General features: G+C 32.5%; 20 protein-coding genes. 12 read left to right on the forward strand and 8 right to left on the reverse strand.

Features of this window, described 5'->3' with window-relative positions; all coding sequences use genetic code 11:
* Positions 1–393 precede the first annotated feature (393 nt).
* From ACQKCJ_RS13965 to ACQKCJ_RS13980, 4 genes are all read right to left on the reverse strand, one after another.
* Entirely contained in the window at positions 394–1,761 is a 1,368-nt protein-coding gene (locus ACQKCJ_RS13965) for a HAMP domain-containing sensor histidine kinase (protein ID WP_427402232.1), read from the reverse strand.
* A complete protein-coding gene (locus ACQKCJ_RS13970) occupies positions 1,751–2,443 on the reverse strand; it encodes a response regulator transcription factor (RefSeq protein WP_072953911.1) in 693 nt (230 codons plus the stop codon). Before ACQKCJ_RS13970 ends, ACQKCJ_RS13965 begins: the two co-directional genes overlap by 11 nt.
* Positions 2,444–2,477: 34 nt before the next feature.
* The gene (locus tag ACQKCJ_RS13975; RefSeq protein WP_427402233.1) at positions 2,478–3,395 is read right to left on the reverse strand and encodes a bestrophin family protein; all 918 of its coding nucleotides are present in this window, start codon (positions 3,393–3,395) and stop codon (positions 2,478–2,480) included.
* A gap of 92 nt (positions 3,396–3,487) precedes the next feature.
* Positions 3,488–3,835, reverse strand: a complete 348-nt coding sequence (locus tag ACQKCJ_RS13980; protein ID WP_271336078.1) for a winged helix-turn-helix transcriptional regulator — start codon at positions 3,833–3,835, stop codon at positions 3,488–3,490.
* 159 nt (positions 3,836–3,994) lie between these two features.
* Here ACQKCJ_RS13980 and ACQKCJ_RS13985 point away from each other — a divergent pair, with 159 nt between their 5' ends.
* From ACQKCJ_RS13985 to ACQKCJ_RS14000, 4 genes are all read left to right on the forward strand, one after another.
* Complete coding sequence (locus tag ACQKCJ_RS13985) at positions 3,995–5,074, forward strand: alkene reductase (RefSeq protein WP_271336079.1); 1,080 nt, start codon at positions 3,995–3,997, stop codon at positions 5,072–5,074.
* 21 nt (positions 5,075–5,095) lie between these two features.
* Positions 5,096–5,314, forward strand: a complete 219-nt coding sequence (locus ACQKCJ_RS13990) for a hypothetical protein (protein WP_271336080.1) — start codon at positions 5,096–5,098, stop codon at positions 5,312–5,314.
* The gene (locus tag ACQKCJ_RS13995; RefSeq protein WP_427402234.1) at positions 5,311–5,571 is read left to right on the forward strand and encodes an alpha/beta fold hydrolase; all 261 of its coding nucleotides are present in this window, start codon (positions 5,311–5,313) and stop codon (positions 5,569–5,571) included. The genes ACQKCJ_RS13990 and ACQKCJ_RS13995 overlap by 4 nt, the downstream gene beginning before the upstream one ends.
* Positions 5,572–5,670: 99 nt before the next feature.
* On the forward strand, positions 5,671–6,447 hold the full coding sequence (locus tag ACQKCJ_RS14000) for a polysaccharide deacetylase family protein (protein ID WP_427402235.1): 777 nt from the start codon (positions 5,671–5,673) through the stop codon (positions 6,445–6,447).
* Positions 6,448–6,693: 246 nt separating this feature from the next.
* On the opposite strand, the gene ACQKCJ_RS14005 is transcribed toward ACQKCJ_RS14000, so the two are convergent.
* A complete protein-coding gene (locus ACQKCJ_RS14005; RefSeq protein WP_427402236.1) occupies positions 6,694–9,318 on the reverse strand; it encodes a phosphatidylglycerol lysyltransferase domain-containing protein in 2,625 nt (874 codons plus the stop codon).
* A 290-nt stretch (positions 9,319–9,608) separates the two neighbouring features.
* On the opposite strand from ACQKCJ_RS14005, the gene ACQKCJ_RS14010 reads away from it, so the two are divergent.
* A complete protein-coding gene (locus tag ACQKCJ_RS14010; RefSeq protein ID WP_427402237.1) occupies positions 9,609–13,001 on the forward strand; it encodes a glycosyltransferase in 3,393 nt (1,130 codons plus the stop codon).
* A gap of 175 nt (positions 13,002–13,176) precedes the next feature.
* Here the strand turns inward: ACQKCJ_RS14010 and ACQKCJ_RS14015 are convergent, their stop codons facing one another.
* Positions 13,177–13,680, reverse strand: a complete 504-nt coding sequence (locus tag ACQKCJ_RS14015; protein ID WP_271336085.1) for a GNAT family N-acetyltransferase — start codon at positions 13,678–13,680, stop codon at positions 13,177–13,179.
* 704 nt (positions 13,681–14,384) lie between these two features.
* Here ACQKCJ_RS14015 and ACQKCJ_RS14020 point away from each other — a divergent pair.
* The 5 genes from ACQKCJ_RS14020 to ACQKCJ_RS14040 all read left to right on the forward strand — a co-directional run bounded on the left by ACQKCJ_RS14020 (position 14,385) and on the right by ACQKCJ_RS14040 (position 20,057).
* Positions 14,385–16,136 (forward strand): sensor histidine kinase, encoded by a 1,752-nt coding sequence (locus ACQKCJ_RS14020; protein ID WP_271336086.1) that lies wholly within the window; start codon positions 14,385–14,387, stop codon positions 16,134–16,136.
* 91 nt (positions 16,137–16,227) lie between these two features.
* Positions 16,228–16,881, forward strand: a complete 654-nt coding sequence (locus ACQKCJ_RS14025) for a response regulator transcription factor (RefSeq protein WP_271336087.1) — start codon at positions 16,228–16,230, stop codon at positions 16,879–16,881.
* Between the two features lie 556 nt (positions 16,882–17,437).
* A complete protein-coding gene (locus tag ACQKCJ_RS14030) occupies positions 17,438–18,952 on the forward strand; it encodes a PAS domain-containing sensor histidine kinase (RefSeq protein ID WP_427402238.1) in 1,515 nt (504 codons plus the stop codon).
* Between the two features lie 60 nt (positions 18,953–19,012).
* On the forward strand, positions 19,013–19,396 hold the full coding sequence (locus ACQKCJ_RS14035; protein WP_427402239.1) for a YegP family protein: 384 nt from the start codon (positions 19,013–19,015) through the stop codon (positions 19,394–19,396).
* 205 nt (positions 19,397–19,601) lie between these two features.
* The gene (locus ACQKCJ_RS14040) at positions 19,602–20,057 is read left to right on the forward strand and encodes a hypothetical protein (protein WP_271336090.1); all 456 of its coding nucleotides are present in this window, start codon (positions 19,602–19,604) and stop codon (positions 20,055–20,057) included.
* 92 nt (positions 20,058–20,149) lie between these two features.
* Here ACQKCJ_RS14040 and ACQKCJ_RS14045 read toward each other — a convergent pair whose 3' ends face one another.
* Positions 20,150–21,091, reverse strand: a complete 942-nt coding sequence (locus tag ACQKCJ_RS14045; protein WP_427402240.1) for a proline dehydrogenase family protein — start codon at positions 21,089–21,091, stop codon at positions 20,150–20,152.
* A 506-nt stretch (positions 21,092–21,597) separates the two neighbouring features.
* Between ACQKCJ_RS14045 and ACQKCJ_RS14050 the strand changes: the two genes are divergently transcribed.
* Together ACQKCJ_RS14050 and ACQKCJ_RS14055 are read left to right on the forward strand one after the other, a co-directional pair.
* Positions 21,598–23,778 carry an HAD-IIB family hydrolase gene (locus tag ACQKCJ_RS14050; RefSeq protein ID WP_271336092.1) on the forward strand — a complete coding sequence of 727 codons (2,181 nt, stop codon included), beginning with the start codon at positions 21,598–21,600 and terminating at the stop codon, positions 23,776–23,778.
* A gap of 128 nt (positions 23,779–23,906) precedes the next feature.
* Positions 23,907–25,421: a glycosyl hydrolase family 32 gene (locus ACQKCJ_RS14055; RefSeq protein WP_271336093.1), complete on the forward strand. Its 1,515-nt coding sequence runs from the start codon at positions 23,907–23,909 to the stop codon at positions 25,419–25,421.
* Positions 25,422–25,449: 28 nt separating this feature from the next.
* Here ACQKCJ_RS14055 and ACQKCJ_RS14060 read toward each other — a convergent pair whose 3' ends face one another.
* Positions 25,450–25,695: a hypothetical protein gene (locus ACQKCJ_RS14060; RefSeq protein ID WP_271336094.1), complete on the reverse strand. Its 246-nt coding sequence runs from the start codon at positions 25,693–25,695 to the stop codon at positions 25,450–25,452.
* Positions 25,696–25,901: the final 206 nt, after the last annotated feature.

The raw sequence follows: 25,901 nt of genomic DNA on the forward strand, positions 1-25,901 counted from the left end.
CAGCGTCTAATTTTGACGCGGATATAATAGATTTACTTCGTAAATACGCGGATAAAAACGGATTTGGTTTGCAATAATTTTATTTTTAAAAGCTTAACTTAATGACATTGGGCTTCGGGATAGTGTGAACCCTCGTTTCTCGGGATGACAAGATTGTGCGTAATCAAAATTTACTATTAAAAATCCGCATCAATCCGTGCTTTCGCATTAGCGAATCCGTGTCATCCGCATGCCATTGCGCAAACTTATGGCAACGAGGGATCACACAAGCAGCTCGACAGAGATTAGCGATTTTGCTTGCGGAGTTTCTTGCGGAGATCCCTCGTTCCTCGGGATGACAATAATTATGGTTACTTTGGTTCTGCACAATCTGCGAGAAAAAAAAATAATTCTTTAAGGAAATACCAACGAAAACGAAGTGCCTTTTCCGAGTTCAGAATCTACTGTCAAATTTATATTATGAAGTTTAAGAATTTGCATGGTAATGTAAAGACCCAAACCCTGACCCTGAATATGGCGTGTATTATCACTTCTGAAAAAAAGATCAAAAATAGATTGTTTATCCTCTTCTGAAATTCCCGGACCCTGATCTGTAATTTTTATCATAAGTTTTCCTTCGTTTAAAAGGGCAAACACTTCTACCGGAGCAGGAGAGGAGAATTTAACAGCATTATCCAATATATTGTATAAGGCAATAAAAAGCATGTGTTTATTGGCGTGAACAGAAAGTAAATGTTCATGATCAGCAATAGCATTTACATCTACAGAAACCTTAGATTCAGGATATTCAATGGCTTTCTTTTCCAGAACATTCCATAATATCTCGTCTATTCGTACAGTTTCCATTTGTTGAGGTTCAGACAATTCAAGTCCTGATAATACAAGAAGTCCCTCCAGAGTAGCTTTAAGGTGCAGAGTATCTTTTCTTAAAGATTTTAGTATTTCCTCATATTGCTTGTTAGTTCTGGGTTGTTGCAGTGAGACATCAATATCACCAATAATAATAGTAAGAGGAGTTTTTAATTCGTGTGAAGCATTTTTCAGGAAATTATTCTGAATCATTATGCCACTCTCCAGTCTTTCCAGAAGATAATTAAAAGTGGTAGCCAATTCTTTAATTTCATTTTTACCGTTAGTTTGTGGTATTTCTAATCTCGAATGAAGATTTTCTGTTGTTATCGTATTTACTTTGGCTATAACTTCCGTAAAGGGACGAAAAGTTTGTCTTGCCAGAAATGTTCCCAAAAGATAATTTAAAGGGATTCCCACCAGATAAAATAAAATAAACATTAAGCCCAGTATCTCTACTTGTTTATTACCTGCACGATCAATTCCTGAAACTACAATGATAAAATCTCCCTGATTGTCAGTATAAAAAAGAGCTACAAATTGTCTTTTACCTCTCGTAAAAGTAAACAGTTTTTCTTTTTTGATATTCTCTAAGTCCTTATCGCTTAATTGAAAGTCAATTGTATCTTTTATATAAATTTTGTTGGTCTTAGCATCGTAAATACGAATAGACTCATTGTTTATTCGTTTGTACTGAAGTTCAATTTGTTGATAACGGGCGCTGTTCATCTCTTTTATTTCATCTTTTTCAAAATAAAAAAGTGCGGCAGTCATCGCATGATCTTCAAGATTATCAAAATAAAGATCTTTCATATGACTTCTAAACAAGAGGAAAGATCCGGCCATAAGAAGCCCGACTATAAAAGCAAAAAGCAAAGTAGAATTGACCGCTAATTTATTTTTAAGATTCATGACTCTTTTGTTTGAGCATATATCCTGTTCCTTTTATAGTATGAATTAAAGGGGTAGGGAAGTTCTTGTCTATTTTATTGCGCAAATAATTAATATAAACATCGACAGTATTTGATGTAGTATCAAAATCAATATTCCAGACCGCTTGTGCAATTGCAATTCTGGACAATGCTTTCTCACGGTTTTTCATAAAAAAAATCAAAAGCTTCAATTCCCTCGAAGACAAATTCAGTTCTTTCCCGTCCCTGGAAGCACTTTGTTCTTTCATATTAATTTCAACTCCGGCATAGGACTGAAAATCTAAAATTCCGGTGCTGAATTCAGCACGGCGAAGCTGCGCATTTATTCTTGCCAGCAATTCCTCGAACAAAAAAGGTTTTGCCAGATAATCATCAGCTCCGGCTTGTAAACCTTTTACTTTTTCGTGTGGCGTATCAAGCGCACTTAAAATAAGTATTGGCACAATAATTTTTCGGCTTCTTAAAACTTCGCAAACTTCAAATCCCGTAATATCAGGCAACATAATGTCGAGAATAATAATATTATAAGTATTCTCCATTACCTCTTTTATGGCATCAAAACCTTTTGTAATTGTTTTTACCTCATAGAGATGTTCCTCAAGTCCTCTTGTTATAAAGGAGGCAACTCTTGGATCGTCTTCGACTAATAATACTTTATTCATAACTTGAAATAATTGGCGTGTGTAATAGTATAAATTAAGTAATACAATAGAGATTTTGATTTTGTATTGGTCTTACTTTTTTGTCGTTTAATTCTAACAGCGTGTTCTCTATCATTTGAGCCATTGTATCCAGTGCGAGATCGTTAGGCTGTAATCCAAACGGATTTTCTAATTCATCGGCAATTGCCTCAAGCGCAACAAAAGTATATGCAATAAAAACAATTATAAAAGGAGTAATCCAACCCATTGTTTCTACAAAACCAAATGATAATAAAAAACAATAAATATAAACTGTTCTATGCAGCAAGACACTATAGGTATAAGGAATTGGAGTGCTGGCAATTCTTTCGCATCCGCCTACAATATCGGAGAGTTTATTCAGGTTTTCTTCAAAAGCCAATTGCGTAACACTGTCTATTTTGTTTTCTGATTTAGCAGTTTTCACCCAAATTCCCAACTGCCTCAAAATAATAATTGGTTTATATTGTACCGTTTTGAGCTGTTCAATAAAATTTTTCGGCAGCAATCGGTTCAGGTCCTCCTCCGGATCAGTTTCCCTAAGCTGATGCTTCAGGCTATATACAAATGCAATTAATAAATTAGTAAAATTATCACGTTTAGCTTCATATGCGGGATCATTAATAAAAGTGATACTTTGTCTGGCAAGCGATCTGGTATCATTTAGTAATGCTCCCCAAAGTTTTCTCCCTTCCCAGAACCGGTCATAACTTACACTGTTTCTAAAACCAAGGAAAATAGCAAGAGCAATCCCAAAAAGCGTAAAAATAGCCGGATTAATATGCAGATTGTATTTTATTAAATAAGGTTTAAAATAAACTACCAAAAGAGAAAACAGCAATAACAACAAAAGCCTGGGAAGCAATTGTGGCAAAACAGACCCTTTCCATTCAAAAAGCATTTTAAACCAGGTATTCTTTTTCTTGATAATCATTGGCAGTGACTAGATTTGTTGCTATAAAAGTAATTAAAAAGTAGAACCTCCTGCAAAAAATCAGTAAAGAATAGAATGAAAAGAGATATTAATTATTTCGACCCGTCTATTGCCAGCCAATCTTCAGTCCATTGATGTAAATTCTTTATTGTAGTTTTTAAATCTTTTCCTTTTTCGGTTAATGAATATTCAACAGTGGGAGGAACTGTTGCAAAAGCTTCGCGAATAAGAATTTTATGTTCTTCGAGACTTTTTAGTTCCTTAACCAACATTCGGGTATTGATTCCTGTAACAGAACGTTCGAGTTCTTTAAAACGTTTTTTTCCGTCGAGTAAAGTATAAATGATCAAAAAAGTCCATTTTCCTCCCAAAATTGCAAGAGCAGTTTGTATATCGCAAATTTTTTCAATTTCTTTTTTCTTCGTCTCCCTTGTGTCCATCGTATTGCTTTATATTATGTCTATAGTGTACAAAAGTGTACCTACTTGCAAAAGTAAAGTAATGGAGGTAATTTAGCAAGATCTTTTTAATAAAAAGAGATTTTTCAGCATTTTAAAAAGCTGTTTTTAAATACGTACAATTAAATATTTATAAAAAAAATGAAACTTTTAGAACCAATTACATTAGGGGCAATATACTTAAAAAACCGTATGGTCATGGCTCCAATGACCAGAAGCAGGGCAGATAATGAGGGTAATGTTGTACCATTAATGTCGCTCTATTATCAACAAAGAGCTTCGGCAGGATTAATTATATCTGAAGGTCTGAATATTTCAAAACAGGCCATTGGGATGCCTTTTACACCGGGATTGTATACCAATGAACATATAAAAGGCTGGACAGAAATTACCAAAACGGTTCATGAAGCCGGCGGAAAAATAATCGCGCAATTATGGCATAACGGTCGTGCAGCACATTCTGCGAATAAGAATGGCGAAAGACCTGTAGCACCTTCTGCAATTCGTATAGAAAATCAGAAAGCTTATACCGGTTTTGGATGGTCAGAATTTGAAACGCCTGATGAATTAACACATGCAGAAGTAAAACAAGTTATAGCAGATTATAAACAATCAGCAATTAATGCACTCGAAGCCGGTTTTGATGGGGTAGAATTGCACGCAGCCTTTGGTTATCTCCCCAATCAGTTTTTATCAGAATCATCCAATAAAAGAACAGATGAGTATGGAGGAAGCATAGAAGACCGTAGTCGTTTTATACTTGAAGTAATGAAAGAATTAATTGCGATCACAGGACCAGATCGTGCAGGCATAAAATTATCGCCAAGTATTCTCTATCATGGTATGTTTGATGAAAATCCTGTAGAATTATATGCTTATTTGCTGAAAGAACTCAATAAATTACCAATAGCTTATGTGCATTTAATGCAGCCCATGTTTCCGATAGATGAATTTGCTCAATATCCTAAAGATGTCGTCGAAGCTTTTGGAGATTTAATTCATAAGCCACTGATCATAAATGCAGGTTATACGCGTGATACTGCAGAGCAAATAGTTAAAGATGGTAAAGCCCAACTGGTTTCGTTTGGGGCTTTGTTTTTGGCTAATCCTGATTTGCCGGAAAGATTTCGTGTAAACGCAGATTTGAATAAACCTGATCCTGAAAAAATGTACGCTGGCGGCGACGAAAAAGGCTATACAGATTATCCTTTTTTAAAATAATAAACTTTACAATTAAACAAAATGAAATACAAAATACTGTTTTTGTTGATAGTACTGCTATCATTTAATATTACAAAAGCTCAAAAACCAAATAACAAAACGCATTATCAATCAAAAGATAAAGCTTCTAATAAAATTGCTACTGATACTTTATTCGCAGATCAGTATACGCAGGTAAACGGAATTAAATTGCATTATGTTACTTGCGGGTCTGGGCCTGCAGCAGACAAGGTGCAATGAAAGCAGGATTTATGCGATACGCAACGATTCTTGGAGACGGAAAAACAAATCGAGCTAATTTTAAAGGAAAATTAAATATTCCTGTTCTTGCTATTAATGGAGAAAAAGGCATACCCTACAAGCAAACATTTGATTGTATTAGAGAAGTAGCCAATAATGTAACAACTGATTTAGTTCCGGACAGCGGACACGCTTTGGGAGAGGATAATCCGAAATGGTTTACGAACAGATTAATTGAATTTTTTAAAAGTAAGTAAATATATTAGAATTAATTTACGATTTCATTCTTTGTAGTAATGAAGAAATATGTATCTTTCATTTTAATTTTTAAGAGAACATTTATTTTAATTACATTTATGAAGCTATTTTTTACTAAAGTACTATTACTTTTAATGTTCTTTACTATTTTTTCCTGTGAAACCAAAAAGCAAAAGGCTGATCCTAAACCATATAAAGCAGGTGTGATTTTATCTTTTGATGATGCTTATGTCGATGAATGGTATGAAGCTGATCAGGCTTTGAAAAAATACGGATGGAAAGCTACCTTTAATGTTTGCAGAATAGATTCTATTGGAGCGCCACAGATTAAAAAACTGCTCGAAATGCAAAAAGAAGGCCATGAAATTGCTGCACATGGATATCATCATTACAATGCTGTTAAGTTCGTTCAGAAAAATGGCATAGACGAATATATGAAGCAGGAAATTGATCCTATGATCATTTCAATGAAAAGGTTGGGATTTAATGTAAGTACTTTTGCATATCCTTACGGAGAAAGATCTGATGCCCTTGATAAAGCTTTATCTGATGATTATAAAATAATAAGAGGAAGAGCTTTTGGTGGTGAAGCTCCGGAGAAACAAGACAGTTTTTTTAATAATTCAAAAATTGTATTTGCCTTTGATATCGATAACAGCCACATTCATTTTAGTATTCCGTATGTTTTAGAATTATTGGATTACGCCAAAAAGCACAATAAAATTTTGCTTTTATGTGGACACAAACCCGTTAAAAACGTAACCGAAAATTATCAGACAAAAATAGAAACCTTAGAGTTCATCTGTAAATACATGAAACTTAATGATCTTAAATTCTATAAAACATCTGATTTAGATGATCTACTTCCGGAATAGTACAAAGGATGTCGCCAAAGTATATCACTAAAGATTGTCACAAAGGTTTACAACAAAGGTCTATAACAAAGTTTATCCGCAAAGTTTCATTTCGACCGAAGGGAGAAATCACACTCGATAATCGACAAAGATTAGCGACTTTTATGACGGAGTCTCTTGTGTGATTTCTCCTCTGTCGAAATTGACAAACCGGGTAAAACACTTTTGCTATTCGCTATAGGGTATAGGAGTAGCTAATTTTGTAACCTAAGGCTTTATCACTTTTGTCAAAATTCGCGGAATCTGGATTAGGTCATAATCATCAGTAAAAACAATATATTGATTGTGCCAGGAAGTAGAGAATTTATCCTTAAAATCCCGAAGACCCTTATAATGCGAAAATGATTTGACTTTTTCATATGCATATTTCATTGATTTTTCCTGTATGGTTTGCGGGTTTTCGATTCCGCTCATTGGTGCCAGACCAAGATCTGCATAAATAATATCTTTCGATTTAAGATAATCAAAAAGTGCCACCATCATAAAATCGATAATTCCATTAGGAGCATCATTTGTTTTGCGGATCAAATCATACGTGCCTTCATTTTTTGCATAATCCGGAATTATATTTAAGAAAGCAAGAATTTTACCTTCACTATTTTGAACAGTAATAATGGTTTGATTTTTTAGTTCTTCCCATAAAAAAATACCCTGAGAAAAAAGCAACTCTTTTCTCGAAGTTTCTTCAAGCCATTGGTCGCTTACAGCTTTAATTTGCTGCAGTAAACCATCCTTTATAGGGGGCTGGTTAATAATGGGCTGTAAACCAAGATCACTAATTTTTTTCAGGGAATTGCGGAGTGATTTTCTATTCTGACCCTCGAGATGAAATTCCCGCAGATCAACAACAGCTGCCTGCCCGAGGAAAAAATATTTTTTACCCAATTCAGTATACGTTTTTAAATTTGCTTCAGGTATACGATAATAAATGCTTCTTAATCCAAATTCATAGCAAAACTGGTCAAATTCTGTGATGCAAAGGGAGGTTTCCTGAGTATTACTGCCAACAGGATTTTCTAAAACAACTGCAAAATTTCCGGACAATCGATAAGAAATAAAGGCATTTTTACTTTTAGAAATAAAAATCAATTTATCGAAATACGTTTTAAAATAATCCAGGCTTGAGTTTCCGTAGCTGTTAACCAATTCAGTCGCAATTTCTTTTTCTTGCGGACTAACCGTATTCTTTATTATGGAAGGCTTTACCAGTGTATAAATTAGAAAACCGAAAGAAAGGAATCCGCTAATTTTGAGAGAGAGTAAAAAGTGCTCGGCAAAAGTTCCCGTTGGATGAAGATTGTCACTCCCAAACAGAAAATAATTCTGAAACGTATAACGGATAGATTCACTTAAACTAAAATCGATATTAAAGTGCTTTTTATCAAAGAAATAAAACCCTAATACACCATAAATCAAAACCGCCAGAATACTTAACAATGAGGTTTGCAAACCTATAATACCAAGCCTTGGATTGGTCTTGACGTAATATTCTTTTCTGGTTGCGATTAGAACACAAAGAACCAGAAAAGCAACGGTCGATTCTTCAAAATCTATGGCTTTGGTAAGATTACCTATTATAGAAATCACAGATAAAATCAGGGCAAACCACCAAGTCATTCGAAGTCCTTTTAGCATAAAAGCTGCTGTTACCAATAAAAATAATCCGGTGGTCAATACAAGATAATTTGATGCATGTATTGCTTCAAGAGGCAGGAAATCTTTAAGGAGAATAAGTCGGCTATTTATTGCAGGCGTCAAAACAGATATGATATTAATAATACCAAGAACCAGTAGAAGCAAAGCAGGCACAACACGAAGAAGCAGTTTTTGAATCTTTGAAATAAATATAATAACGCCGGCAAACAGAGGAAGCCAAAATTCGAAAACACGATAAAAAAGTGTTATGGCAACGGCTTCCATATTACTAAAACCATATTGTATTAACAGGTATCCCATAGAAACTTCGACAGCGCCTAAACCTCTCAAAAATGGAGAGATTATTAAAAAAATAACAGCAACAACATACGCCATTGCCGCAGCAAAAAGTGATGGTTCGAATTGAAGCGCTTTCATGGCAATATAAATATGTACAATACCAATAATATCAATAATCAAAGAGCATAATACGATCTTTAAAAATTTAGTTCTGTTTATTTTATGTTCTTGTAAATCAATTATAAAAGGTTCAATTTTAGGGAAACTTTTTAAGAGTAATCTATACAGTTTTCCTTTCTGAATTAAAGAATTAAACGAAAGTACCAGTAAAGGAATAATAACGATTACAAGACCCAAAACAATCCATTCATTGGCACTAACACTTCCTTCTAATAATGAAAAAAGAAAAAGTGGTATTGCCAGCAGGATTACCGATACGATACCCACAAAGCCGTAAATCGCTGATGCTAAATGAACATCTGTTTTTGTAGTTCCTTTTTTTAACAGCGTATCCGTAAAAAAGAACAGTGAGGTAATGCCGCCGGCAGGAATAAATACACTTATAAAATTGCGCTTTAAGAATAAGATATTTGCATCTTTCCAGGTGATTTTTGCACCAATAGCATCAAATGAAACGACGTACATTAATCCTTGAAGAAAAATATATATAAAGGTTACCAGAAAAGCGATAATGACCCATTGTGGCTGGGCTTCGGTAATACTGTTTTTTATTTGATAAAGCTCGTTATGTTCTTCTTTGATGAACCAAATACCGACAAAAATAAAAAAAAATGTCAAAATAACCTGGCCTGATAATTTTCCGTTTTTAGAGAAAAAAGTCAGCGCTTTTTTTTTGAGTAAACTTAAAGTGCTATTGGTGTTTTTTGTTTCTGTCATCGTAATATCACTTATTTGCTTTGATATAAAAATACTATATAAATTAATAGAGAAAGTAATTTTATTGATTAAAGATTAAAAAAAAGTAAGATATTTACCGGATTAATTGAAGCTTCAGACTTTTTTGAAGACGATCTTGTATTTCGTTTATACCTCAAATTATAAAAGATAATAACAATGAATTGAAAAAGGAGCGATTTTTCTACGATTAATAAACAGATCATTATAGAAGTCTAAATTGAATTAAATCAGATTTTTGACTTAAATTTATACAGTATTTAATTAAAATTATGGACAATAAAAAACAAGTATTTCAAACGCAAACTAAATTGCGTTGGAGAACTTTTCAATGGTCAACCAGATTGATTTTTTTTCTCCTCTTAATGTTGATTCCGGTTTTTATTATTACGCTCCAGAGAGGATTAAAACCTTCATTGCCAATATTAGGGAACGATACTTCGACACAAAAACTGGTAAATCCAAGTACACCAGTAGAACTTACTGCGAAGGAACTGATAAAATACAAAGGTTTTAATAGTTTTTTGAGATCAAAATCAAAAATGGAAAAGCTAAAAAAGCAAAGCGTAGGAATTGATTTTCCGGAAATTCGTGCTGCTTTTTATGTTGATTGGGATCCGCAAAGTTTCTTTTCACTTCAAAAGAATATTGGTAAACTCAATATGGTAATTCCGGAATGGTTTTTTTTAGATCCAAAAACAGATTTACTGCGGGTAGAAATTGATACGGCAGCTTTGAAAGTCATGAAAAAAGCAGGAATAAAAATAGTTCCTCTTATAAATAATATCAATGAATCTAAAGGCGAAGGAGAGTTTGACGGCGATATGGTTCATAGAATATTGCATGACAACGTAAAGAAAGAAAGGCTGATTAACGATATCGTTAAAAATCTTAAAAAATATAATCTTCAGGGAATTAATATTGATTTTGAGGAATTTAAAGAAAATAGCGACGAGCCTATAATTGCTTTTCAAAAAGAACTTTATGAAAAATTGCATCCCATGGGATTTCTTGTTACCCAGGATATCATGGCCAATGATGATGATTTTAATATAAAGGCATTATCTCAATATAATGATTATATGTTTTTAATGGCATATGACGAACATTATAGCGGTAGTGTGCCGGGAGCAATAAGCAGTCAAAAATGGACAGAAAGAATTCTGGATCAGGTTGCAAAAGAGATTCCGTCTAATAAAATTATTCTCTGTTTTGCGGGTTATGGTTATGATTGGGAAAAAAATAAAGAAGCTGTAACCGTTACATACGACGAGGCATTATCGCTGGCCAAACAATATGGTGCGAAAATTACCTTTAATGATAACAGTTATAATAACTCGTTTAATTATACTGACGGAAGAGGGAATAAACATCAGGTTTATTTTACTGATGCCGCAACTAATTTTAATACCATCAGGTTTGCAGATGAATATGGTACTGCCGGAACCGCATTATGGCGATTAGGTAGTGAAGACAGCAGGTTATGGCATTATTATAACAGAAGCCTGACGAATAAAAGCATAGCCAAAACCCCATTTGATTTTAAAACATTAGAGAAAGTGCATATGAGTTTCTCGACGCCTGATTATATCGGTGAAGGAGAAATTCTGAATGTGCTTACGGATCCTCAGCCGGGAAAAATTAATCTGCAGACAGATCCAAATGAATCAATTATTACAGAACAAAAATATGTAGAACTGCCTACAAAATATGTTATAAGCAAATTTGGGAATGTACATAAAGAGGTTATTCTAACTTTTGATGATGGTCCTGATCCTACTTATACGCCACAAATTTTAGATATATTAAAGCGTGAAAAAATTCATGCCGCATTTTTTGTAGTCGGACTTCAGGGAGAAAACAATATCCCGCTTCTGCAGAGAATTTATACAGAAGGGCATGAGATAGGAAATCATACTTTTACACATCCTAATATCGCAGTGGTAAGTAAAGAAAGAGCTTCTGCCGAAATGGAAACGACCCGATTATTAATCGAAGCGGTTACGGGAAGAAGTACCGTACTTTTTAGAGCGCCTTATAATGCTGATGCTGAGCCAACAACAGAAGCAGAGCTGCGACCTGTTGCATTAAGTAAATTGCAAAACTATTATACTGTAGGAGAAAGTATCGACCCTAACGATTGGGAAAAAGGCGTTGTTGCTGACAGTATTTATAACAGGGTAATTAGAGGATATGAAGCTGATCCGACTAAAGGAATTATTCTGCTTCATGATGCCGGTGGCAACAGACAGGCAACTGTAGAAGCTTTGCCCAGAATCATAAAATATTTTAAAGACAAAGGAATTCAGTTTACAACCGTTTCTAAGTTATTAGGAAAGACTAAAGATGAAATTATGCCAAAGGCAAAAGGAAATTTGGTAACCCTTGATAACATCATTTTTGATCTTGGATATTGGTTTGGTAATTTTATTACAGCCCTTTTCTGGATTGCTATTTTTTTAGGATTCATCCGTATTTTATTAATGGCAATTATGGTTTTCCTGAAAAAATGGAAAGATTACAAATATCCGTTAAGTTATACTATAGCAGGAGAACGTTACCCAAAAGTAAGTATCATTGTACCTGCTTATAATGAAGAGGTAAATGCCGTAAAAACACTTCATAACTTGCTACGACAGGATTATCCTAACTTTGATATTATTTTTGTCGATGATGGCTCAAAAGACACTACATTCAGTCAGGTAGATACAGCGTTTAAAAATCATGATATTGTAAAAGTGCATACCAAAGTAAATGGAGGTAAAGCCTCAGCACTTAACCACGGAATTGCGATAACTCAGAATGATTTTGTAGTTTGTATTGATGCAGACACCCAATTAAAAACAGATGCACTTTCGCAATTAATGAAGTGTTTTACCCTACAGTTTAAAAACAATCAGGTAGTAGGTGCCGTTGCCGGAAATGTAAAAGTAGGAAACGAAAATACCATGCTTGCCAAATGGCAAAGTATCGAATATACTACAGCTCAAAATTTTGACAGAAGGGCTTTTGATTTGATTAACGGAATCACGGTGGTGCCGGGAGCTATTGGCGCTTTCAGAAAAGAAGCGATCGAAACAGCAGGAGGTTTTACAACTGATACTCTTGCCGAAGATTGTGATTTGACGATAAGAATTCTACGAAACAACTACCGAATCGTTAATTGTGTCGAAGCCGTTGCCGTTACAGAAGCACCTGAAACTTTGAATGAATTCATGAAACAGCGTTTCCGTTGGAGTTATGGTATTATGCAGGCATTCTGGAAAAATCGTGACGCCTGTTTTAATCCAAAGTATAAAGGACTCGGAATGGTGTCATTGCCTAACGTATTAATTTTTCAGATCGTGCTTCCCATTTTTGCTCCATTGGCAGATTTAATTCTAATAATCAGTTTAATTTGGAATCATAACAATACAGACAGTCTTCATAAAATTGGAATCTATTACCTTGTATTTATGTTGGTAGATATGCTGGTAAGCGTAATTGCCTTTATTTTTGAAAAGGAAAAATTAAGTAAACTTTTTTGGTTGATTCCGCAACGATTTGTCTACCGTCAGTTAATGTATGTGATATTATTCAGAGCAATCAGAAGAGCGATAAAAGGAGAAAGCCAGAGTTGGGGAGTACTAAAGAGAACCGGAAATGTGGGGTCTTTAGATGGGTAGAATTCCCAGTCCTGAAGATTTTAATAAAAAAGCTGCGCAAATGTCTCTGACTTTGCGCAATTTTTTTGTTTTCTTGTCAGTTGTAAACTTGATAAAAGTCTCCTGACTTTTTATAAATTATCATAAATGGTTAATAGGAAAGATAAATCACTTAATTTTAAATTAAAAGAATAACCTACAACAATCTTTCTATCTTAAAATAAGCTATTTCTTCCTCATCTCTTATTAAATTATTCAATCGTTCAAATCCTGCTTTTTGCAATACATTTTGTGATCCACTATTGTTGAGATCAGTTATCGCTACGACTTCATTCGTATTTGTATGGGCAAAACTATATTGAGTTAGAGCTTTACAAACCTCTGTCGCAATACCTTTTCCCCAATATTGCCTGCTGAGTACATATCCAATTTCTATTTGGCTTGTATTGGGTACAAAAACACGGGCAACGCACATTCCTATAAAATTATTATTTGTAGTATCGAAAATCGCCCATCGACTAAGTTTTTTCTTTTCATAATTCTCCAGCAACTCATTAAACATCTCAGCATATCTTTCTGGCGAAGCCTCAGGAAGGTATTGTGTAACCTGATCATCTTTAAAAAGATTTAAAAATGTCTGTTGTTCGTGTGGTAAAAATTCTCGAATAATTATTCTTGGGCTTTGATATAAAGTAGACATTAACTATAATAGTATTAAGGTAAATGATTTGAGTTCTTTTTTAGTTTTTGCTGAAATGTAGAGCAGGATTTTCTTTTGTAAATACAGCCGAATTTAGAGAAAATAAATAATAGAGCAAAATTAATATGCTGCCCCGTTGTGCAGTATCATTATATTAAATTGTTATCTGGTTGTTTTGTAAAGGAACTTAGCTATTTTTGCACTTGAATTGTATTTATATTTTAGAAAATTTTAATCGTAAAAAGAGTATTTTATTTGTAGAACAAGTTCTACATGCGGTTTTATATTGTTCTACACAATGTTAATCCTGAGCAAGCTACTTTTGCAACTAATTAAAAGCATAAAAATAAATATATATTCAAAATATAATTGAAAATATGTAAATTGTTTATAGCATATTTAATGAATTAAAAGAATCCCCAAGTCTCTTTTAAATATTTGTTGCCGTTATAATTAGTGCTGATTTTGCTGCCGGATAAGCTTTGCTGTTTTTATTTAAGCCAGGTTTATTTTTAAGCGAACAACAACTTTTACCGGCATTAGATTTTAATCAGTAATACTGATTGAAATCCAATAAATAATATTTATTCAAAATGTAGTACATCATTCATGATAATACTTCAGATACCTAATTAAAACAATTGAATGAGTTATTGATTTTCTTCTTTACTCATTATTTTTTTATCATTTTAAAAATATAAATTTTGATTAGAAAGCATTTATTGAATGATACATTTAGTTTATTGAAACTAAAATTCAAACACAGAAAAATAATTCATTACTCGCTAATAGCTTTTGTTATTTTGTTGCAGTTAATAGTTGTAATTATTTGGTACAATGAAACATCAAATGAATCTGAAATGTCTAAGGCTTTGGATTCTATGACTTCTTTGAATAAAATATCGCAATATACGGGTAGAATAAATCATTCATTTATTGATTCTCAAAAGAATTTTAATGCTTATAAAAGTCAAAAAGATCAGGCTTCACTAGACAAATACAATGTTTCATTAAACGAAATAAGCCGTTTGGTAGACAGCCTGAGTTTGATTACTACAGATAATAAGGCATTTATGAAGATTCTGATGGAAAAGAATCGATCAGCATATACCATTGAATCCTTAAAAGCAGATATTGATTCTATTATCGAAACCCAGATTAATCCGTCTAAAAATAACACTTCGAAATCTTTCAAACTCAATAAATTTGAATATAAAAAGATTTTGGATAGTATTAAAACGGATTCTTATATACAAGTTGACAGTGTGTCAAAAAAAGGATTATTTACAAGATTAGGTAATGCTTTGGCCGGAAAAATGGATGTGCAAAAAGAACAGCTTAAGATTACGGTTACCATGAAATACAATGATAAAATGGTATCCGGAAGCATCGAAGATCAATTTGCAAATTTGTTTAAAACTACCAATAATTACTACGAAAATCAATTTCAGAATTTAAAAAAGTCATTTGCAAGTTTAAAGGATCAGGATTCAAAATTAACGGAGCTTAATAATAAACTGCTGAATTTAGAAGCAGAGATAATGCCTCATTATAATAAATCGTTAAACACGCTGCAAGACGACACCCAAAAACAGTTGCAGAATCAATACAATTCTAATAAAATAGTGAGAAGTTACACTATTGCAGTCCTGATAATATTGATGTTTATTATATCGATTGTACTTTTTAGTTTTACCAGAATGGCTTTTCAATATGAGAAAAGACTAACCATTGCACAAATTAAAATACGCGAAAGCTTAAATTTTAAAAATAGGATTATGGGAATGGTCAGTCATGAAATTAGATCGCCGCTTAGTATCATCTCTATTTACAGCAAAATGATAAGTTCATCGATAAAAGATCCTGAGATAAAAGATACTTTTAAATCGATTCAGTTTACCACAAACTCGTTGCTTCTTTTGGCAAATCAGATATTGGAATATTCTAAAGATGAAAATTATTTACCAAAATTAAACAACAAAAACTTCCATTTAAACGAAGAAATCAATCAGATCATTTACGCGATGACTTCATTGGTAGAAAGTAAAGGCAATAAAATTGAGTTTCGTTCTAATTTGGTTTCAGATCTTGAAGTTTATTCAGATCCTACAAAAATACACCAGCTTTTTTATAATATTATTGGTAATGCCAATAAGTTTACAAAAGACGGATTGATAGCAATTACGATTGATCCTGATAAGATTTCAGGTAAAAAAATTAATCTAAATGTTGAAATTCAGGACAACGGAATTGGTATTGCGGAAAATGATTTAAAGAATATATTCGAACTCTATTATCAAGGAACTGTTTCAGGAAAAGTGAATGATCTTGGAGTTGGTTTAGGACTTAATTTATGTAAAGAAATAGTCGAGTTATTTGGTGGAGAAATTAGTGTTCAAAGTCAGCAGGGTAAAGGCACAACGATTAAGTTCAATCTTATAATAAGTTTGGTTTAAAATTCAAAACAGAACGTTTATATTTTTGTACTTTACAATATCAAATAGTAATAAGAAGAGAAGAGCGCCGCAACAATTTTAATTTATGCAAATGAAAATGAAATCAACATCCAACAACTATAGTTTTTTAGTTGCTGATGACCACAGCGTGGTAAGACAAGGCGTTTCTCTGATCATAAAAGAGTTATTTTTGAATGCCACAATTTATAAAGCAGGAAATTTTAAAGAAACATTTGATATTCTAAAAGAGGTAAAAGTCAACTTATTAATTTTGGATGTGAATTTTCCTGATGGTAATAGCATAAATGTCATTTCAGAAATTAAAGCAATTCAGCCCGATGTCAAAATATTAATATTTTCGGCCTATGATGAAAATATTTATGCGATGCGCTATTTAAATGCTGGCGCTTCGGGATATTTGAACAAAGAAACGACAGAAGATGAAATGAAAAATGCAATCAATACCATGATTGCATCAGGAAAATATATTACCCAGAATATAAAAGACAAAATTTTAGATTCTTATATTTCAAAAAAGCCCACAAATCCGCTGGATCTTTTATCGAACAGAGAAATTGAAGTAGCACAGCTATTAATTAAAGGATATGGTAATCTGGAAATATTAGAACTTTTAAACATAAAAAAAACAACCGTTAGTACTTATAAAAACAGGATTTTCGAAAAGTTAGAGATTGACAATCTGGCTGATTTAATAAAGTTCTTTCAGCTGTATTATGACGAATAGTTCTCTCTGATTATCGCATTAACTGTTATCGCACAGTTTGTTATCGAATATTTATCAAAAACAGGAATCTGCCAGGTTCCTGTTTTTTTATGCCATAAATTTTTAGAATTGTAAGTTATTTTCTGTAGAAATAATTCTACACAACTCCGTGCATTGTTCTATAAAGTATTGATTTTATTGAGAGTATTTTTGTAACGTCAGGAAGAATAAGCAATTAAGAATTTAAAGAAAGAGATATATTTAATTACCTGTTAATGCCAAATTTTCCTGATATAAGAATAATCTTTTTGTTGTCGCAGACGGCTTTTGTTTGTGTTTTTGGACTTTATACAATGCAGGTCAATTTTATTTTTTGAGGGTGGCCGTCTGATCAACAAATAATCATTTTTAGAGCTTAGAAAAAGATAGAATTATAAGAATGATTTAAAGGAGAGAGAATATATGCCAGATTGAGATTTTATTAAAAGTAGGTTTAATAAAAAAATAAAGAAATCTCTCCTTTACTTATTCTGTAATACTTAGAAATTAAGGAATGTTATTTTTAAAAGATGAGGATATGGAATTCGATTTTTATAAAACCAAAAAAAATAAGACAGTAGATAAATTGAAATCTATACTATTGGACGAAATTCAGGACGCTTTTTTTGTTTTAACGATTTCAGCGCACAATGATTACGATATGCCATTTATAAGCAATTCGGCTTATGATATGTTTGAAATCCAGCATGAGGATATGTTTACCAATACAATACTTTCTGCCTGCAATCAAATTCATCATGAAGATAAGACCTTAGTCAAGCAATCATTGATTGATTCGATTAAAAAAAGGAAAAGCTGGAATACTATTTTCAGGGTATTATTGCCTGAAAAAGGTTCTTGCTGGTTCAAAATTACATCAAAAAGAAAAGTAAATAATGATGGAAGTATTGAACTGTACGGAAGAGTAACTGATATTACAGAGTTAAAGGAACAGGAATTAAAGTTTCAAATTTCAGAAGAACGTTTTAAGTTCGTTATGGAAACTTCAGTGTCAGGTATTTGGGATTGGAATATGAAAACGAATACTATTTATTATTCACCACAATCTTTTAAAATATTAGAATCAGATACTGCCGAAGTTTTTAATTCTCCTGAACAATGGAAGGAAATTGTTCACCCTGATGATCTGAAAAAATACTGCGAGGCTCTTGATAATCATTTTGAAAATAAAACACCTTTCTACGAAAATTTTCATCGCATACTTACATCTGGTAATAAATACAAATGGATTTTAAACAGAGGGAAAGTAATAGAACGCGATATCGATGGCAAACCATCAAAGATAATAGGAACTCATACTGAGGTTTCATCTCAAAAAGAGAAAGAGTTGGAGCTAATGAAAAAAATGGAGTTTTACAGTGAAAAAAGTAACAGGCTTTTGAATTTTTCTCACATTGTATCTCATAATTTAAACTCGCATGCTGGAAATTTTAAATTGCTTCTGGACATGATTGACCTCGAAGAAAATTTCGCTGATAAGCGCGAAACGATGAAATACCTGAGAACGGTTTCTAATGATCTTAACAAGACAATAGAAGATTTATCGCAAATAGTGAATATTCAGAATAATGATAAAATTATTGTTGAACCGCTGAACCTAAATGCTTATTTAGGCAGGGTTCTCAATATCGTTAGTGCTTATAGCCATAGAAATAATGCTACAATTATAAACAATATTCCTGCAGAAGCAACTATTAATTTTAATCCGGCTTATCTCGAAAGTGTCTTGCAAAATTTATGTACAAATGCAATAAAATATGCGCATCCGGAAAAATTTTTGATAATTGAATTCAATTTTTTTCTGGAAAATGAAAAGAAGGTATTGACCATAAAAGACAACGGACTGGGAATTGATCTCGAAAAATACGGGCATTTGCTATTTGGGATGTACAAGACATTTCATAATCATGAAAAATCGAACGGTATAGGTTTATACATTACAAAAAACCAGATTGAGTCCATGAACGGGAGCGTTACAGTAGAAAGCAAGGTTGGAAAAGGGACAACGTTTAAAATCATTTTTAATGATTAAGTGTTTTTACGATTTAGAATCGAAATTTAATATAAGGTTACACAAAAAATAATTTTTAAAATGGAAAAATTTGTAATTACTATAAATGCAAATGGAGAATATCAATTTGATTTTATAAACAATAATAACGAAGTTATTCTGAGTAGTGGAGAATACACCAGAAAATTTATGTGCATAAAAGGGATTGAATCTGTAAAAAACAATTCGCAGGACAATACAAAATTTAACAGAAAAACATCTCAAACCAATAAAAGATATTTCAATATAAAAGCATTCAACGGAAAAATTATTGCCATCAGTAAAATGTTCGATGACAAGAACTTATGCGATTTAGAAATGGAATCATTTAGAACAAAAGCGCCAAATACTTTAATAGAAGACAGATCAAATAGCAGAAAAGAGCCAAAAATTTACAGAAGGGCAGCAGTTGAAATGACGATTTAATAAATAAGTCCAAAACTTTAATTCAGCTGGAAAGAGTCCTGAATTTATACAATTTCATTTTTCTGGTCTTTAACAACTAAAGCATAAAAGTCTTATTATGGGGTTTTTATGTCCTATTATGACATTAATTGCGTTTATTTAAAAATACTTTTGTGCTTGTTTTTCAATAGCAGGTTTTTTGAAAAATAACATAAAGGAGTAAAATATGGCAATAGAAAAGATAAAAGTTTTAGTAGATGATGATAAAGGACATTTCTTAAAAATGTTCAGTAAAGAACTGACGGATGAATTTGAGTTTATGACAAACTCTTTTGCAGTTGACAGTCAAGTTGAGACTTTGTCTTTTGATCGTTTTATATCTGTTGTTTACAATAAATTGGAATTAATCGATTTTTTGGCATTAGAAAAAAAAGGATCAAATATTCTGGTATGTTTATTTAATAAACGCTTATATAGCAATACACCATTTATAGAAGAAATTAATGATTTGATTGTATTGGGCGGTTACAAAACGAAAAAAACAATTATTAAGGATTTAAAATCACATCTTAAAGAAAGTTATGATTCTAAAAACCAATCAAATAAAGTATTAACATCTGATTCGTATAAAAACCAGATACAATTTCATAGTTTTTTTAAAACGGTATTTTTTTTAATATAATCAGGGAGAAGAAATTCTCATTAAAACATAAAAAAACCAGTAAAGCCAACTTTACTGGTTTTTTTATATACAACTATTTCAGAAACAAAATATTAACTGACAATGTCATTCAAAGCCTGAAAAATATTCAAAGGATATTCGGCAATTCTATTGCACAAATACAAATACCATTCTTTACCATAAACAAAGTATAATTTTGTTGGATGACCTTGCTCTTTTAATTGGGCTAATTGCTCATTCTGAATGCCGTATAAACTTTCAAATTCATATAATTCTTTGCTCGGTTTGTATTTTTCAAGCATCGCAACTACTTCTTTCTGAATTAAATCATGATGCGTTGCTATGGCACATTTATAATTTCTTGACAATAATTGATCTACATAATATAAATAGCGTTCATCAAGTGCTGCTCCTCTTGGAATAGAAAAGCCCTCGGGAGTTTCAAAAGCCCCTTTGACCATTCTTATCCTTCCGTTTTGCTGGATTAAATCTTCAAAATCATCTTTTGATCGATGTAAATAAGCCTGAAGCGTAATGGAAACATTTTTATATTTTTGAGAAGCTGTTTTGTAGACATCAATTACAGCATCGGTTATTTCAATATTTTCTGCACTGATTGTTACTTCAATATTATCTTTTTCAGCCTCCTGGCATATTAAGTCTAAATTGTTTAAGCATAAATCTTTTGATAATGCTAAACCAATATGCGAAAGATCAAGAGAAAAAGTCGAGTTTAATTGTTGTTGTTTTATCTCTTGCGCTATCCTGATAAATTCATTAGATGCCTCGGTCGCTTCTTTTTCAGTTAGCGTATTTTCGCCCATGAACTCTATAGAAGTTTTAAAACCTTGCTTATTTTGTTCCTTGACCTTGACAATAGTTTCTTCTAATGTTTCGCCGCCAATATATCGATCAGCAGCTTTTTTAATTGTTTTGAATAAGATTTCATTTGAAAGAATATACTCTTTTGCTTTCTCATTTAGGGCGGCTTTTCGTAAAGCACTAGCACCCATTAGTAATAAATCCTGTTCCATGTTTATTTAGTTTGATATAATAAAAGTTAATAACAAAAGATGTTTGTTATGAGATAATTAATTGCAAATTTTCAGAGAGGATATTGTTGGTAATCATATAATACAATATCGTTAAATTGTGATTGTCGATTGCTATAAACAAATTTTACGCAGAACACATTCTCGTGATTGTCGCAAAGCAAAAAAAATATTTGATTTTGGGACATTTAAGCAGAAGAAAAAACATTAGATAAAGCTGCTTATTTTGATAATGTTCACGTCACAAATATAAAAACGTCCTATCAAAATACATCGCTTTTAGTTTTTTTATTTACATCCATTATTATTGATAAAGGATGAAAAAATCGATTTGTTTAAGAATGTAAATATAACAACATTTAGCGTTTTTGAGGACTATGTTTCTTACAATTTAGGATTTAAATGTTAAGAATCTTGTTATTTTTTTTGTGAGTTTGGGTCAGACTGCCCGATTTTTTGTATCTTAAAAATTCTAACAAATAAAAACAATGAAGACAAAATTACGAATTTCATTAATCAACATACACGGACTCTTAAAAGGTTCGGGTCTGGAGATTGGTAGAGATGCTGATAATGGAGGACAAACTAAATACGTTTATGAACTTGCCGAGTTTTTATCGCAACATGAAGATGTAGAGCATGTTCATATTTTTACAAGGTTAATCGATGACAAAAATCTATCGCCGGAATATGCAGTACCTATCGAAATCATTAATGAAAAATTAGACATAAGAAGAATTCCTTTTTTAGGAAAAAAATACAAACCAAAAGAGCAATTATGGGACGGTTTGGACACTTTTGTAAATGGAATTGTCCAGCATATTAAACTTCATGATATATTCCCAAATTGGATACATTCTCATTACGGAGACGCCGGATATGTCGCCAGTGAATTATCGACCATCTTAAATATCCCTTTTGCTCATACCGGGCATTCATTAGGTTTTCATAAAAAGAATAAACTACTTGAAAGCGGTTTGAGTGAAGAAGAAATCGAAAAGAAATTTAAGTTCACACAGAGAATTGCCGCAGAAGAAAAAACATTAGAATTATCTGAATTTATTGTCACTTCTACAGAGCAGGAAATTGAAACCTATAAACCCTACGTAAATTTTGAATTAGGAAAATACCATGCTATTTCTCCCGGAATTGATACCAGTAAATTTGTACCCTATTATCACAGAGAACAGGATTCTGATAAACAAATGGAAGAGGAGCAAAGGAAATACTGGGTTGCTGAAACGATTTCGAAGTTTTTAATAAATCCACACAAACCATTTATTTTAGCGCTGTCAAGACCTGATCGCCATAAAAATCTTCACACCTTAATCGAGGTTTACGGTAAGGATAAAGAACTGCAGAGTATTGCTAATTTGGTCATTTTTGCCGGAATTAGAAAAGACATTTCGCAAATGCCGGAATCTGAAAAAGATGTTTTGACAGATCTTTTGCTTTTGATGGATAAGTACGATTTGTACGGAAAAATGGCAATTCCAAAGAAACATGACGTAGAAAATGAGGTTTCGATTATTTATCGTTATGCTGCCGAAAAAAGAGGTGTTTTTGTGAATTTAGCTTTACATGAAAACTTCGGATTAACTGTAATTGAATCCGCTAGTTCCGGTCTTCCGGTTGTGGTAACTAAAAATGGTGGACCATCAGAAATTATTCCTACTTGCCAGAACGGAGAATTGGTAGATCCGTTGAATGAAAATGAAATCAAAAAAGCTTTACGAAATATCTTAACCAATGAAAGTCAATGGAAATATTACTCTAATAACGGAGCAATTAATATTCAAAAACATTATAGCTGGTTAAGTCATGTTAACCAATATGTTGAACTGGTCAATGAAAATTTATCACTGTCGTCCGGTTCAGGAATCAAAAAACAGCACTATCCTAACATAAATATCGAAAGACTTAAAAGAAAGGTAGAACATTTATTTGTTTCAGATATAGACGGAACACTTATTGAACCAAAATTAAATAATCCCGGTCTAAAAGAATTAAAGGAACATTTGATTAACCGGACTGAAAAGATGGCTTTTGCACTCGCCTCCGGAAGAAACCTGGCGCTGGTAAAAAAAGTAATGGAAGAAGAACAATTTCCTTTACCGGATTTTATTATTTGTTCTGTTGGGACCGAAATTTATTACACAAATGGTAAAGATTATATTCTGGACAAAGGATGGGCAAAATTTTTAGCCGGTCGCTGGAAAAGAGAAGATATTGTAAACCGTTTAAAAGAGATTCCGTGGTTGCGATTACAAGAACCAGAAGCCCAAAATCCATACAAAATCTCTTATTATTATGATAAAGAAAAATACAATCACGATCAACTAATCGAAGTTTTAGGCACAGGATGGTACAAAGTAAATATTATCCCAAGTCATGGCGAGTTTCTTGATTTTATTCCTAAAAGAGCTTCGAAAGGAAATGCGATTAAATTTTTATGTCGCAAATGGTCGATTCCACTCACAAATGTAATTGCTGCAGGAGATTCAGGAAACGATATTGACATGTTCAGAGGCGCTGTAAAAGGAATTATCGTGGGAAACAGAAGTTTAGAATTAGCCAAATATGAAACTACCAAAAGTATTTATGTGGCAAAAAGTTCCGCATCTGAAGGTATTTTGGAAGGATTAAAACATTACAAAATAATTAAATAAAATATGGTTGAGTTTGCGCCCTGTCCACATGATATTCAACAAAGATTGGAGATTTTTTTATGGCGATTCTTATTTCGCAAGAATGACAATGGCAGCTGCACTCGGCAAATTAAATAAAAGTATAGAATATGTATTCAGGTTCAGGTTTTAGTAATTGGGAAATAGGAGATGTCGATGTATTTATAGATGATAGCGGCGTGCATCATTTGTTTCATTTAATTATTCCTAATCACGATTATATTGCACATGCAGTATCAAAAGATGGTCTTTCGTGGAAAAGAGTAAAAAACGCTTTGTTCGTGGGAGATCCCGGAGAATGGGATGATGATATGCTTTGGACAATGCATGTTAGTAAAAACTCTGAAGGAGAAGGTTACGAAATGTATTATACAGGCTTAAAACGTCAGGACAAAGGAATTACGCAAAAGGTAGGGCGTGCAGTTTCTCCAGATCTAATTCACTGGACAAAAGATAATCAATATGGTTTGCCGCTTAGAAGTAATGCGCCTTATTATGAAAGCAGGGATAATAACCCGCGGGAATGGCTCAGCTTCAGAGATCCTTTTAAATACCAGTTTGAAGGAGAAGACTATTTATTAATTTGTGCCCGCAGCGCAGTAGGACCAACATACAGAAGAGGTTGCATTGGTGTGGCAAAAAGAGGAGAGAAAGGTTTTGTTCTTCAAAAACCGCTGCATGTAGCCTATGTTTATGATGATATTGAATGTCCTTGTGTGGTCGAAATAAAAGGAATGCACTATTTATTAGGTTCGATTCGCGAAGATATAAAAGTTCGTTATTGGTTCTCTCCGGATTTTAAAGGAGAATACCACGCTTTTCATAACAATGTATTAATGCCACAAGGCAATTATGCAGCACGAATTGTAAAAGAAGGAGATTATTATTTGATTTATAACTTTTACTTTGTTGGCGGGAATGTCAACACACTTCGCGTTATTCCGCCACCAAAACAATTAGATGTTGACAGTAACGGCAGATTATTATTAAAAACATATCACCATTGGAGAACGCTTTATCAAAGAACAATTTATCAGAGAAACTTACCAATTCCTGTTCCAATTTTGGGAAACCCATCGGCTAATTTTGTTGTGGAAAATGAAAATAAATGGCGAATTGGCTGCAGAAGTGGTTATGAAGTTTTTTGTTTTGAAAAACCTTCGGAAAACTTTGTTTGGGAAGGTACACTGGCTGTTGAAGGAATGGGAAAAACAGGTTTTGTTATCGAATGTGATGAGCAGGGAACAGCCTATTATATATCAATTGATTTTGTAAATGGCTTTGTGCAATTTAGGGCATGGGGATTTAATGAAAAGGATGTAAAGAATAATTTTGTTTTTGAAAACATTCAAACCAATCAATTTGAGATAGTAGAAAACAAAGAAATTTATTTTAAAATTATCCGCTACGGAAATTATTATGAGCTTTCTATCAACGAAATAGTCAAGTTAACGTTATTGGATTTTAAATATAGCGAAGGCAAAATAGGAGTATACGTTTGTTCTGCAATTGTATCTTTAAGTGATTCAAAAATTCATGTAATTCCGGAACCCGAAAACGAATATGCAACGGCAGATCCTAATAAATCTCTGGAAGAATTTAATAAAATAACGCAAAATGCATAATTTTAAAAAAAGTAATTCTCATTAATTTTTAATGAGAATTGCTATCTATAATGCTTTGCACACTTTGAATAAAAGTTTCGGTATTGTGTATTTCATTCTTAATGTAGATGTCATAATGCGATAGTTTAAATTGTTCGAGCATATCTTTTTTTAGAAATTTTATCATTGATTCAATAGTTCTGGTATCGTTTTCATGATTTCTTTTTAATTCGCGTTGTTTGCTTTCCAGATAAGCCAAAGTCTTTTTTAATCTTTGTACATTAATTTTGTCCACAGTTAAATCTTCTTAAATTTAATAAATAACGATAATCAGGAATAAGATAAAATTCAATATTTTTCCAAAAACGTAATAGTGAATTGAATTTATCTCATTACAAGACTATCGTTTCTGATAATTACGTTATAATTGACTTTTTAGTTTGAAATATAATTCAAAAAAGTTAAATATTTTCCTGTGAAACTTATTTTTTAATGACCTAA

It is taken from the genome of Flavobacterium sp. NPDC079362 (assembly GCF_050267765.1).
Classification (GTDB): domain Bacteria; phylum Bacteroidota; class Bacteroidia; order Flavobacteriales; family Flavobacteriaceae; genus Flavobacterium; species Flavobacterium azizsancarii.